The organism is Actinoplanes italicus (assembly GCF_003001815.1).
GTDB classification, from domain to species: Bacteria; Actinomycetota; Actinomycetes; order Mycobacteriales; family Micromonosporaceae; genus Actinoplanes; species Actinoplanes italicus.
This window is the reverse complement of record NZ_PVMZ01000051.1, coordinates 1-14,190: the sequence shown is the minus strand read 5'-3', so window position 1 is coordinate 14,190 and position 14,190 is coordinate 1. Positions and strand designations below refer to the sequence as shown.

The following is a 14,190-nucleotide window of genomic DNA, read 5'->3' as shown; positions in this document are numbered from 1 at the left end:
CGCGCGGGCGTGCAGCTCGCGGTAGGTGAGGTCGTCGACGGCCGGGGTGTCGTCGCGGGTGGTGACGAGTTCGTGGACGCCACCGACAGCGGGGATCACGGCTGTCTCCCGAACCGGCGGTGCGATGCCGAGCGGCAGCTGCGAGACCGGGACGTCCACGTCGGCCACCACGGCTTCGAGCAGTGCCAGCAGGTGGCCGGTCATCCGGCGGATGCGGTCGGAGTCGAACAGGGCCGTCGCGTACTCGAACCCGCCGATCAGCCGATCGCCCGACTCCATGAGCACCAGCCGCAGGTCGAACTTGGCGATCACCCCGTCCCGGTCGTGCAGTTCCAGACCCGGTGACCCGTCGGCCACGATGTAGTTGAACAGCGCCTGGACCAGCGGCGTCCGCGACGGGTCGCGGTCCTTCACCAGGTCGTCGACGAGCTGCTCGAACGGCATGTCCTGGTGCGCGAAGCCGGCCAGCGCCCCGGCTCGGGTGCGGGCCAGCAGCTCGGCGAAGGTGGGGTCGTCGTCGAAGCGGGCCCGCAGCACCAGCGTGTTCAGCAGCAGGCCGATGATCCGGCCGGTCTCGGCGCGGTCCCGGTTCGCGGCGGGCGTACCGATGAGGAGATCGTCCTGACCGGTGTGCCGGGCCAGCAGCACCGAATAGACCGCGACGGTCGTCATGAACATGGTCGCGCCGTGCCGCCGGGACAGCTCCCGCAGACCGGCGGTGACGTGGCCGGGAACGGCGAAGCCCACGAACGCGCCCGCCGACGACCGGACCGCGGGCCGGGGCCGGTCGGTCGGCAGGTCGAGGACCGGCGGGTCGGCCAGGACGGTCCGCCAGTGCGCCAGCTGAGACTCCAGCACCGGTCCGGACATCCATTCGCGCTGCCAGACCGCGTAGTCGGCGTACTGCACCGGCAGCGGCGGCAACGGATCATCGGCACCGGCGCGGACAGCGGCGTACAGGGCCGCGAACTCCTCCTCGAGGATCCGCGCCGACCACTCGTCGTAGACGATGTGGTGCAGGCCGAGCGCCAGCAGGTGCCGGTCGTCGGCGATCCGGATCAGCGTGGCCCGGATCAGTGGCCCCCCGGCCAGGTCGAACGGGGTCCGCGCGTCGGCGGCGAGATGCGCCCGCACGGCGGCCTGCGGATCGTCGAGGCCGGACACGTCGAGCAGGTCCGGCACGATCACCGCCGGTTCTTCGACGACCTGATGCGGTACGCCGTCCGCTCCCGTCACGAAACGCGTGCGCAGACTCTCGTGCCGCGCCACGATCCTGCTCAGCGCCTGCGTGACCGCCTGCGCGTCCGGCGCCTCGTCGAAGGTCACCACCGTGGCCACGTTGTAGTCGGTCGCGGCCGGATCCATCTGCGCCAGGAACCACAGCCGCTGCTGCGCGAACGACAGCGGCAGCGCCCGGTCCCGGCCGACCGGCCGCAGCGGGGGAGCGGCCGGAACCGCGGAGTCCGCATCGATCCGGGCACCCAGCTCGGCCACCGTCGGGTGGTCGAAGATCGCGGCGAGCGGCAGCTCGGCGCCGAAGACGCTCCGGGCGCGGGCCACCGCCTGCATGGCGAGCAGCGAGTGCCCGCCCAGGTCGAAGAAGCCGTCGTCGGCGCCGACCCGGTCCAGGCCGAGCAGCCGCGCCCAGTCGGCGGCCAGCGTCCGCTCGGTGGGCGTGACCGGCTCCCGGTAGTCACCGGCCAGACCGGGCCGGGCGGTGTCCGGCTTCGGTAGCGCCCCGAGGTCCACCTTGCCGTTCGGGGTCAGCGGCAGCGCGCCGACCTCGAGGAACACCGAGGGGATCAACTGCTCGGGAAGCCGGGTACGCAGATGCGCGCGCAACCCGTCGACCGGAGGCAGGCCCGACCGCGTCATCAGGTAGGCGATCAGCCGGTCGTCCTGCCCGGACACCACAGCCGTGACCACCGACGGATGCTCCTCCAGCGCGTGCTGGACCTCGGCCGGCTCGATCCGGTATCCGCGGATCTTCAGCTGCAGGTCACCACGGCCGAGGAAGTCGATCTGCCCGTCGGCCCGCAACCGGCCCAGGTCGCCACTGCGGTAGAGGCGGGTGCCGTCGGCGGCGAACGGATCGGGGACGAACCGTTCCGCGGTCAGCGCGGGCCGGTCGTGATAGCCACGGGTGACACCCGCACCGGCGATGAACAGCTCCCCGGTCACGCCCGGCGGCACCGGCCGCAGCCGACGGTCGAGCACGTGCACCCGGGTGCCGGGCAGCGGCCGCCCGATGGCGGTCGGCCCGTCGTGCCCGGCCGTCAGGTCGACGACTCCGAACGTACTGTCGATGGTCGTCTCGGTGATGCCGTAAGCGGTCAGCAGCCGCACTCCCGGCAGCACCCGGGACGCGCTCCTGGCCGCCGCGGTGTGCCAGGTGTCGGTGGTGGCGATGAACAGCCGCAGGTCCGGCAGCGCCGCTCCGGTGCCGGCCAGGTGCCCGGCAAGCTGGTCGAGGTAGCGCGGCGCCGACTCGAACGCGCCGATCCGCCGCCGCGCGAGCTCTGCCGCGAACGCGGCCGTGTCGGTCTGCAGCCCGACCGGTCCGAGGACCAGGGTGCCGCCGGTGCCGAGCGCCCGCACCAGGTCGGCGGTGAACACGTCGAAGCTGATGTTCGTGAGCGACAGCCACCGGAACCGGTCGTCCGGCCCGAAGTGGGTGTGCTGCCAGGCGGTGTGCAGTGCGAGCAGGTTGTCATGGGTGACCAGCGTGGCCTTCGGCAGTCCGGTCGAGCCGGAGGTGTAGATGACCGCCGCGAGCCGCCCGCTCACCGCGCTGGGCGGCGGCGTCCCCAGGGCGGTCCCTGCCGACGCCGTGAGGAAGGCCTCGTCGATCACCAGCGCGGCACCGCTGTCGCGCCGCATGTAGGCGAGCCGGTCGGCCGGGTAGTCCGGGTCGAGCGGCAGATATGCGGCCCCGGCACGCCAGACCGCCAGGATCGCGACGATCAGATCGGCGCCGCGGCGCAGGTGTACGCCGACGACCGTCTCGGGCCCTGCTCCGGCGGCCCGCAGATGCCCGGCCAGCCTGTCCGCGCGGGCGGTCAGCTCCCCGTAGGGCAACACCACGTCACCGCACTCGACCGCCGCATCGCCGGAGAACCGGGCCGCGGCCTCGGCGATCAACCGGTCCACACCGGTCGCGGCCGTGGGCCGCGGATCCAGGCCGGTTCCCGCGGTGAGCTGCCGCTCGTCGTCCCGGGTGAGGATCGGCAGCTCCGAGACGGGCGTGTCCGGGGTGGTGGCCACGGCCGTCAGCAGCAGGGTGAGCCGGTCGGCCAGCCGCTCGATCGTGGTCCGGTCGAAGAGGGCGGTGCTGTACTCGAACACGCCCCGCAGCCCGTCACCGCTGCCGGCCATCGACAGCGACAGGTCGAACGGCACGTCCTGACCGAACGGCACGTCGGCCCGCGCGCCCGCCGGCTCGTCGCCGGCGTAGTGGAACAGCGTCTGGACCAGCGGGGTCCGGGAACGGTCGCGGTCCCGGACGAGTTCGTCGACGAGTTGCTCGAACGGCAGGTCCTCGTTGGCGAACGCCTCCAGCGCTGTGCCACGGACCTGATCGACGAGCTCGGCGAACGTGGGGTCGCCGTCGAAGCGGGTGCGCAGGGCGAGCGTGTTGACGAAGAAGCCGATCAGGTTCTCGGTCTCGGCCCGTCCACGCCCCGCGACCGGGGTGCCGATCAGCAGGTCGTCCTGGCCCGTGTGCCGGTGCAGCAGTACCGCGTAGGCCGCGGCGAGCGTCATGAACATCGTCGCGCCGTGGGCCCGCGACAACTCCCGCAGCCGCCCGGTGACCTCGGCGGGAAGGTCCACCGGGACGGCAGCGCCTTCGGTGGAGCGGATCGGGGGGCGCGGCCGGTCGGTCGGGAACTCCAGTACCGGCGGGTCAGCGAGCCGGGTACGCCAGTAGCCGAGCTGGGCGTCGAGATCCTGCGCACGCTGCCAGACCGCATAGTCGGCGTACTGCACCGGCAGCGGCGGCAGTGCGGAGGCGGCCGTCAGCTCGTCGCGGAGGATCCGGATCGACCACTGGTCGGCGACGATGTGGTGCAGGCAGAGGGCCAGCAGCCGCCGGTCGTCACCGACGGTGATCAGCAGGCCGCGGAGAAGTGGCCCGGTGGCGAGGTTGAACGGTGTCCGGTTCAGCTCCTCGATCAATGTGCGGGCGTCGGCCCCGGTCGTGGCCTCGGCCCTGTCCAGCGTGAACGGCGCTGGCGGGTCGATCACCTGGTACGGCGTGCCGTCCGGCGCGGCCACGATCCGGCTGCGCAGTACTTCGTGCCGGGCGGTGATCGCGGTGAGCGCCTCCGCCGGGTCATCGTTGCCGTCCAGGGGGATCACCACGGGCAGGTGGTACTCGGTCGACGCGGGGTCGAGCTGGGCGAGGAACCACAGCCGCTGCTGGCCGAAGGACAACGGCAGCCGCTGGTCACGGTCTGCGGGAACGATCGGCGTGGCGCCGGGGGCGCCGTCGGCGTCGATCAGAGCCGCGAGGGTACGGACGGTCGGCCGATCGAAAACGGCGGCGAACGGCAGGTCGGCGCCCAGGACAGTCCGGATCCGGCCGGCCGCCCGGATGGCGAGCAGCGAGTGGCCGCCGAGCGCGAAGAAGTCGTCGGTGGCACCGACCCGGTCCAGTTCGAGCAGGTCGGCCCAGATTCCCGCCAGCGCCACCTCGGTCGGGGTCACCGGCTCCTCGAAGCCGCCGGCGAGTTCCGGCCGCTCGTTGTCGGGTGCCGGGAGCGCGGCCCGGTCCAGTTTGCCGTTGCCGGTCAGCGGCAGCGTGTCGAGCCGAACGTAGACGGCCGGGACCATGTGCTCGGGCAGCCGCTCGCGCAGGTGTTCGCGCAGGCCGTCGAAGCTGTCGGCGCCGCCCTGCTGGCCGAGACCGTCGAGGCCGACCACGTGGGCAATGAGCCGGTCGTGGTGAGCGGTGACGACGGCCGCGGTTACGGCCGGGTGGCTGGTGAGGGCGTGCTGGATTTCGCCGAGCTCGACTCGCTGGCCGCGGATCTTGATCTGGTGGTCGGTGCGTCCGAGGTAGTGGATGGTGCCGTCGGTGTCGCGGCGGGCGAGGTCGCCGGTGCGGTACAGGCGCTCGCCGTCGGTGCCGGGCACGAACCGCTCGGCGGTGAGTGCGGGCTGGTGGTGGTAGCCGCGGGCGAGTCCGGTTCCGGCGATGTGGATCTCGCCGGTGACGCCGGGCGGAACGGGCTGCAGGTGCTTGTCGAGCAGGTGGATGCGGATGTTGTCGATCGGGCGGCCGATCGGGACCTCGGTGCCGACGGGCCGGGGGCAGGTCCAGTGGGTGACGTCGATGGCGGCCTCGGTCGGCCCGTAGAGGTTGTGGACCGTGACATCCGGGTGCCGCCGATGGAGGGCCTCGACGTCCGCGGGTGGCAGGGCCTCGCCGCTGCTGATCACGTCACGAAGGTGAGGCAGCGGATGCGGCCACGGGTTGCCTGCGAAGTGGTGCAACAGCGACGGGACGAAGTGAGTCGTCGTGACTCGGTGGGTGTGCAGCAGGTGGTGCAGGTGGTCGAGGTCGGCGTGGCGGCCGGGTTCGGCGATCACCATCCTGGCGCCGGCGGTGAGCGGCCAGACGAGTTCCCAGACGGAGACGTCGAACGTCGTCGGGGTCTTGTGCAGGACGGTGTCGTCCGGTGACAAGGGGAAGGTGTTCTGCATCCACGCGATGCGGTTGAGCAGCGCCCGGTGGGTGTTGACGACGCCCTTCGGATTGCCTGTCGTGCCACTCGTGTAGATGACGTAGGCGGCCTGGTCGGGGTGGATCGTGATGTCCGGAGCGCTGGTGGGCCGGGTGGCGATGACGGGGTCGGCCAGGAATTCCGGTGTGACGGTGAGCAGGGCCCGGCTCGTGGTGGTCATCCGCCGGTTGCGGGCTTCCGGGTGGGCCGGGTCGAGGGGGAGGTAGGCGGCGCCGGTCTTCCAGATCGCGAGGATCGCGATGACCAGGTCGAATCCTCGTTCCAGGGGCAGCGCGATCACGGTCTCCGGGCCGCCGCCGAGCGCTTGCAGGTGGTGGGCGAGCTGGTTGGAGCGTTCGTGCAGCTCGCTGTAGTCGACGGTGGCGTCGCGGAAGATCAGCGCGGTGCCGTCGTTGCCGATGAGGTCGAGGACGGTGTCGGCCGGGGGCAGCGCGACCGTGGTGTCGGGGTGGTCGTGGCCGTCCTGGATCGGCAGCTGGGAGACCGGCCGCCCGGGGTCGGAGGAGACCGCCCGCAGCAGGGTCGTCAGATGGTCGGCCATCCGCTCGATCGTGGAACGGTCGAACAGGGCGGTGCTGTACTGCAGGGCCGCGTGCACCATGCCGGCCGACTCCACGGTGGTCAGCGACAGGTCCCACTTGACCGCCACCGGCCGGCTCCCGCCGCCGGCCGCCGGGTCGACGCTGCTGAGGTGGTTGAACAGGGTCTGCACCAGCGGCGTCCGCGAGCGGTCGCGGTCCCGGACGAACTCCTCGACGAGCTGCTCGAACGGCAGGTCCTGGTTGTCGAAGGCGTCCAGCGCGGTTCGGCGTACCTCATCGAGAAGTTCTTCGAAGGTCGGATCGGTGTCGAACCGGGTCCGCAGCGCGAGGGTGTTGACGAAGAAGCCGATCAGGTTCTCGGTCTCGGCCTGGCCGCGGTTGGCGACCGGGGTGCCGATCAGGATGTCGTCCTGGCCGGTGTGCCGGTGCAGCAGGACCGCGTAGGCGGCGGCCAGCGTCATGAACATGGTCGCGCCGTGGGTCCGGGACAGCTCCCGCAGCCGGGCGGTGACGTCGGCCGGGATCTCCACGGTGACGACGGAGCCGTCGGTGGAGCGGATCGGTGGACGCGGCCGGTCGGTGGGAAGCTCCAGCAGCGGCGGGTCGGCGAGCCGGGACCTCCAGTAGCCGAGCTGGGTGTCGAGATCCTGTGCGCGCTGCCAGACCGCGTAGTCGGCGTACTGCACCGGAAGTGACGGCAGCGGGCTTCCGTCGTACCCGCGAAGGATCTCGTTTTGAAGAATGACCGTCGACCACTCGTCGCACACGATGTGGTGCATGGTCAGGGCCAGCACCTGCCGTCCGCCGAACCTGATCAGGGTGCCGCGCACCAGCGGCCCGCCGGCCAGGTCGAACGGCACCCGTGCGCGCTCGTCGACGAGCGCCCGCGCGTCGGCCTCGGTCGCCACCTCGGCCCGCTCCAGCGGGAACGCCGCCGGCGGATCGATCACCTGGTACGGCTCGTCGTCGCCGTCCGCGACGATCCGCGTGCGCAGCACCTCGTGCCGCTCGACCAGCTGAGTCAGTACGCCGGCCAGCCGGTCGCCGTCGACCTCCGCGCCGAGCGGGATCGTGATCGGGACGTGGTACTCGGTCGACCCGGGATCCAGCTGGGCGAGGATCCACAGGCGCTGCTGAGCGAACGAGAGCGGCAGCCGCCGGTCACGCCCGACCGGCGCGAGCGACGCAACGGCCGCCTCGCCGCTCAGGGCGTCGATGTGGGCGGCCAGTTCCTGGACCGTGGGGTGGTCGAACAGGGCGGCCAGTGGCAGGTCGACGCCGAGGGCGGTGCGGATGCGGCCGATCGCCCGGGTGGCCAGCAGCGAATGCCCGCCCAGATCGAAGAAGTCGTCGCCCGCACCGACCCGGTCGAGACCGAGCAGGTCGGTCCAGATCTCGGCCAGGGCCCGCTCGGCCGCGGTCCGCGGCGCCTGGAAGGTGGTGCTCAGCTCCGGCCGGTTGCTGTCGGGAACCGGCAGCCTCGTCAGGTCCCGTTTGCCGTTGGCGTTGAGCGGGACCCCGCTGATCTCGACGAACAGCGCCGGAACCATGCTCTCCGGCAGCGACACCCGCAGGTGGTCACGCAGTTCGTCGGCGGCCGGCAGCTCGCCGTCCGGCACCACATAGGCGACCAGCCGGTTGTCGTGGGCCGTGACGATCGCCGCATCGACGCCCGGGTGCCCGGTCAGCGCGTTCTCGATCTCGGCGGGCTCGATGCGGTGGCCGCGGACCTTGAGCTGCAGGTCACTGCGGCCCAGGTAGTCGAGGCTGCCGTCGGGCAGCATCCGGGCCAGGTCACCGGACCGGTAGAGCCGCTCGCCGCCACCGAGCGGGCTGGCGACGAACCGGGCCGCCGTGAGCGCGGGTGTCCCGTGATACCCGATGGCCAGGCCCGTGCCGCCGATGAAGATCTCGCCGGTTACACCGGGCGGCACCGGCTGCAGGTTGCGGTCGAGCAGGTGGACGCGGGTGTTCGGGAGCGGGGTACCGATGCTGATCGGTCCGGCCGGGTCGGCGGGGGTGTGGGTGGTGACGACCGTCGTCTCGGTGACGCCGTACATGTTGATCAGCGTCGAGCCGGCCCAGTGCTGACGCAGGTGCTGCGGTTCGAGCTTCTCGCCACCGAAGATCACCAGGCGGGGCCGGTGCTCGGCCGGTGGGGTGAGCTGGGCGAACGCGGACGGCGTCTGGTTCAGGACGGTCACCCGGTGCCGGGCCAGCAGCCGGCTGAACGCGTCCGGGTCACGGCTCGTGGCCTGGTCGGTGATGACGAGCCGGCCGCCGGTGAGCAGCGGCGTCCAGATCTCCCACACGGCGAAGTCGAAGGCGGGCGAGTGGAACAGTGTCCACGTGTCGTCCGGCCCGAACCCGTACACCTGCGCGCTCGTGGTGATCAGCACGGTCGCGCTGTGGTGGCTGACCAGCACACCCTTCGGCGTGCCGGTCGAGCCGGACGTGTAGATCAGGTACGCGGCCTGGCCCGGCAGCGGCCGCCTGAGCTCACCGGCCGGCGGCCCGGAGACGTCGACGCCGGTCAGCACGACGGCCGGGTCGGCATCGCGCAGCAGCTTGGTGACCCGTGCCTTCGGTGTGGTGACGTCGATCGGCAGGTAGGCGGCTCCCGCCTTGAGGACCGCGAGCATGGCCGTGACGAGGCCGGTGCCGCGCGGCATGATCAGCGCGACCAGTTCACCCGGCTGCACGCCGAGGCGGCGGGCGAGATCGTCGGAGTTCCGGTCGAGCTCCGCGTAGGTGGTCTCCCGGTCGCCGTCGATGATGGCCACCTGGTCGGGTCGGGCGGCGGCCTGTTCGGCGAACAGGTCCACGATGCTCGCGGGGACGACGGGTGTCGCCGTGTCGTTGCAGGCGGCCACGCGGTCCGCGTCGGTGCCGGTCAGGATCGGCAGCAGCGCGACCGGCACGTCCGCGTCGGCGGCCACCCCGGCCAGCAGTACCAGCAGGTGGTCGGCCCAGGAGCGGACGGTGGCGGCGTCGAACAGGGCGGTGCTGTACTCGAACGCCGCCAGCAGGTCGCCGTCGCCGGTCTCGAAGACGGTCAGCTGTACGTCGAAGCGGGCCACCGGCTCGGCCGGTGACGCGGCGTCGGTCGCGGCCACGTAGCCGAAGACGGTCTGCACCAGCGGGGTCCGGGACCGGTCACGGGTGTGCACCAGCTCGTCGACCAGCTGCTCGAACGGCAGGTCCTGGTTGTCGAACGCGTCGAGGGCCGTGCCGCGGACCTGGTCCAGCAGCTCGAGGAAGGTGGGGGAGCCGTCGAAGCGGGCACGCAGCGCAAGGGTGTTGATGAAGAAGCCGATCAGGTTCTCGGTCTCGGCCTGGCCGCGGTTGGCGACCGGGGTGCCGATGATCAGGTCGTCCTGGCCGGTGTGCCGGTGCAGCAGGGTGGCATAGGCGGCGGTCAGCGTCATGAACATGGTCGCGCCACGGCGGCGGGACAGCTTCCGCAGACCGTCGGCGACCGTCGCCGGGACGGTCACCGTGACCACCGCACCCTCGCTGGAGCGGATCGGCGGGCGGGGACGGTCGGCGGGCAGCTCCAGGACCGGCGGGTCGGCCAGCCGGGTACGCCAGTGGTCGAGCTGACCGTCCAGCACCTCGCCGGTCAGGTGGCGGCGCTGCCAGACCGCGTAGTCGGCGTACTGCACCGGAAGGGACGGCAGCGGGCTTCCCTCGTACCCCAGAAGGATCTCGTTCTTGAGAATCCCCGCCGACCACTCGTCGCACACCACGTGGTGCATGGCCAGCAGCAGAATCCGGCGGTCGCCGGCGCGGATCAGCGTGGCCCGCAGCAGCGGCCCGGCGGTGAGGTCGAACCGCTCGCCGATCAGGCCGTTCACCACGGCGCGCAGGTTGCCGGCGGCGCATTCGACCGTGCCGAGCGGCACCGGCGCGGGCGGGTCGATCACCTGGTACGGCACCCCGTCGGCACCGGCGACCAGCCGGGTGCGCAGCACCTCGTGCCGCGCCACCACCGCCGTGACCGCCCTGGCCAGCCGCTCCGTGTCCACGGTCTCCGGGAGGTCGACGATCGCCGACACGTGGTACTCGGTGGAGTCCGGGTCGAGCTCGGCCAGGAACCAGAGCCGCTGCTGCGCGAACGACAGCGGCAGCGGCCCGGTCCGGTCCGCGCGTTCCACCGGCGCCTGCCCGGCCCGCGCGCCCGCGCCGTCGATGACCGCGGCCAGCCCGGCGACGGTCGGATGGTCGAACACCGCGGCCACCGGCAGGTCGGCGCCGAACACGGCCCGCACCCGGTTGATCACCCTGGCGACCAGCAGCGAGTGCCCGCCCAGGTCGAAGAAGTCGTCGTCGGCGCCGACCCGGTCCAGGCCGAGCAGGTCCGCCCAGATCCCGGCCACGGTCTCCTCGGTCGCGCCGGCCGGTGCACGGTATCCGGCGCTCAGCTCCGGCCGCAGGCTGTCCGGGTCCGGCAGCGCGGCCCGGTCGAGTTTCCCGTTGGCGTTCAGCGGAAGGGCGGCCAGCTCGACGAAGACCGCCGGGATCATGTGGCCCGGCAGAGCCGCCGCCACGTGCGCGCGTAGCTCGTCGACGTTCGGCGCACCGGACGGGGCGACCACGTAGGCAATCAGCCGCTGCTCGTGCGCGGTGACGACGGCCGCCGTGACGGCCGGGTGCGCGGTCAGGACGTGCTGGATCTCGCCCGGTTCGACCCGGTGGCCACGGATCTGGATCTGGTGGTCGATGCGGCCGATGAAGTGCAGCTGCCCGTCCGGCAGCCGCCGAGCCAGGTCGCCGGTGCGGTAGAGGCGGCCGCCGCCGGCGCTGAACCGGTCCGGCACGTACCGCTCCGCTGTCAGCGACGGCTGCCCCAGGTAGCCGCGGGTGACGCTCGCGCCGCCGATGAAGATCTCACCGGTCGCACCGTCCGGCACCCGGTTCAGCCGCCGGTCGAGCAGGTGCACCTCGGTGCCGGTGATCGGCACCCCGATCGGCGGCGGCCCGTCCAGCCCGGCCGGGATGTCACCGATCGTCGCGCAGACCGTGTTCTCGGTCGGGCCGTAACCGTTGAGCAGCCGGTGGTGCCGGGCCCACCCGGCAGCCACCTCGGGCGGCAGCGCCTCGCCGGCGCTCACGATCGTCATCGGCCCCGGCAGGTCCGCCGGATCCATGGCGGCCAGCAGCGACGGCGGCAGGCAGGCGACCGTGACGTGGTGGTCGCGGATCAGCGTGGCAAGGCGGTCCGGTCCGGTCCGGGCCGCCGCGTCGGCGACGACCACGGTCGCGCCGATGGCCAGCGGCACCGTGATCTCGGCGACCGCGGCGTCGAAGCTGATCGAGGCGAACTCCAGCATCACGCTGTCGCGGTCCATGGCATACCGGTCCTCGTGCGCCGGAACCAGGTTGGCCAGCCCCCGGTGGGTGGCCAGCACACCCTTCGGCACACCCGTCGACCCGGACGTGAAGATCAGGTAGGCGGCCTGGCCGGGGTGGACGGTCACCCGCGGCGGCCGTGGCGAGGAGTCCCGCAGCAGCGCGACCGTGGCCGGATCGTCGAGCACCACGGCCGGTACGCCCGGCAGCCGGTCCACGATCCCCGTCGCCGAGACCAGCAGCTCCGAGCCACTCTCGGCGAGCAGCAGCCGCAGCCGGTCGGCCGGGTACGCCGGATCCAGCGGCAGATAGGCGGCGCCGGCCATCCACACCGCCACCATCGCCACGACCATGTCGGTGCCGCGGTCCAGGCAGAGCGCGACCACGTCCTCCGCACCGGCGCCACGGTCGCGCAGGTGGTTCGCCAGCCGTGCGGACCGATCGACCAGCTCGGCGTAGGTCAGGGTGGAGTCACCGAACACGACGGCGGGCGCGTCGGGCCGCTCGGCGGCACGGGCCAGGATCAGCGCGTGAATGCCACCGCCGGACTCCGCCCCGGCCTGCCGGCGCAGCGGCCGCTCCGGCATGTCCAGCTGGGACACCGGCCGGTCCGGGTCCGCCACGATCGACGTGAGCAGGCCCAGCAGGTGCCCGGCCATCCGCTCGATCGTCGCCCGCTCGAACAGCACCGGGCTGTACTGGAACGCCCCGCCCAGCGCCCCGTCCATCTCCACCGTGGTCAGGTCCAGGTCGCCCGGCGCCGACACCTCGGTCAGCCGCAGCTGCCCCGCTGCCTCCCGCCGGACGTGGTTGAACACCGTCTGCACCAGCGGAGTCCGGGAACGATCACGAGCCGGGTCGAACTCGTCGACCAGTTGCTCGAATGGGACGTCCTGATGCGTGTACGCGTCCAGCACCGTCCGCCGGGTCGCCACGAGGAACTCGGCGAACGTCGGGTCGTCGTCGAGGCGGCTGCGCAGCGCGAGCGTGTTGACGAGGAAGCCGATCAGGTCCTCGGTCCCGGCCCGGCCACGGTTCGCGATCGGGGTGCCGATGAGCAGGTCGTCCTGGCCGGTGTAGCGGCCCAGCAGGACCGCGTAGGCGGCGATCAGGGTCATGAACATGGTCGCGTCGTGACCGGCCGCGAGCGCCCGCAGCCCGTCGCGCACCTCGTCCGGAACGGTGAAGTCGACGACCGCGCCCTCGGAGGAACGAATCGGCGGGCGCGGGCGGTCGAGCGGCAGTTCCAGCAGCGGCGGGTCGGCGAGCTGGGCGCGCCAGTAGTCCAGATGTCCGTCTTCGATCACATGACGCCGCTGCCAGACGGCGTAGTCGGCGTACTGGATCGGCAGCGGCGGCAGCGTCTCACCCGCCAGCAGCGCGGACAGCTCCCGCCGCAGCACCCGCTCCGACCACTCGTCGGTCACCGCGTGGTGCAGGACCAGCAGCAGAAGCCCGCGGCCACCGGCGAGGCGCAGCAGGGTGCCGCGGATCAACGGACCTTCGGCAAGATCAAACGGCTGGCGGGTACGCGCGGACGCGCGCTCGTGAGCGTCGGTGTCATCGGCCGCGTCCACCACCTCCAGATCGAACCGGGCCGGCGGGTCGACGACCTGGACCGGATCGCCGTCGGCGCCGATCACGAACCGGGTCCGCAGGATCTCGTGCCGAGCCACCAGCGCGGACAGCGCGTCACCCAGCGCGTCGACGTCCACCGGCGCGTCGTCGAACGCGATCAGCGTCGCCAGGTTGTAGGCCACCGAACCGGGATCGACCTGTGCCACGAACCACAGCCGCTGCTGACCCGGCGAGAGCGGCAGCTCCCCGTTCCGGTCGGCGCGCGGGATGATCGTCGTGGCCGGTTCCGTGGCCGCGTCGAGGCTTGTGGGCTTCGTACCCGCGTCGAGGCTTGCGGGCTTCGTGGCCGCGTCGGCGGTTGCGGGCTTCGTGGCCGCGTCGACGGTTGCGGCGAGGGCTCCGACGGTCGGCTGATCGAACAGGTTGGCCACGGTTACCTCGACCCCCAGAGTGCTGCGGATACGGATGACGGCCTGCGTGGCGAGCAGCGAGTGCCCGCCCAGGTCGAAGAAGTTGTCGCTCACGCCCACCCGGTCCAGGCCGAGCAGTTCGGCCCAGATGGCGGCGAGTGCCCGCTCGGTCGCCGTGACCGGGGGCCGGTAGCCGGTGCTCAGCTCCGGCCTGTCGCCGTCCGGCACCGGGAGGGCGGTGAGGTCGCGTTTGCCGTTGGCGGTGAGCGGGATGTCGGTGATTTCGATGTAGATCGCCGGGATCATGTGTTCCGGCAGCGTGGCCCTCAGGTGGTCTCTCAGCCGGTCGGCGGCCGGCAGGGTTTCGCCGTCCGGGACCAGGTAGGCGATCAGCCGGTCCTCGACACCCACGACTACCGCGGCCTTGACCTCCGGGATCGTGGTCAGGGCGTGTTCGATCTCGCCGGGTTCGATGCGGTGGCCGCGGATCTTGAGTTGCTGGTCGGTGCGGCCGAGGTGGTCGAGGTTGCCGTCGGGTAGTTGCCGGGCGAGGTCGCCGGT

The 14,190-nt window shown here is 72.3% G+C and carries 1 protein-coding gene; it reads right to left on the bottom strand.

Annotated elements, in window-relative coordinates:
- Positions 1-14,190: amino acid adenylation domain-containing protein (locus CLV67_RS50645; RefSeq protein ID WP_146169664.1), on the bottom strand; the 14,190-nt coding region annotated here is incomplete at both ends.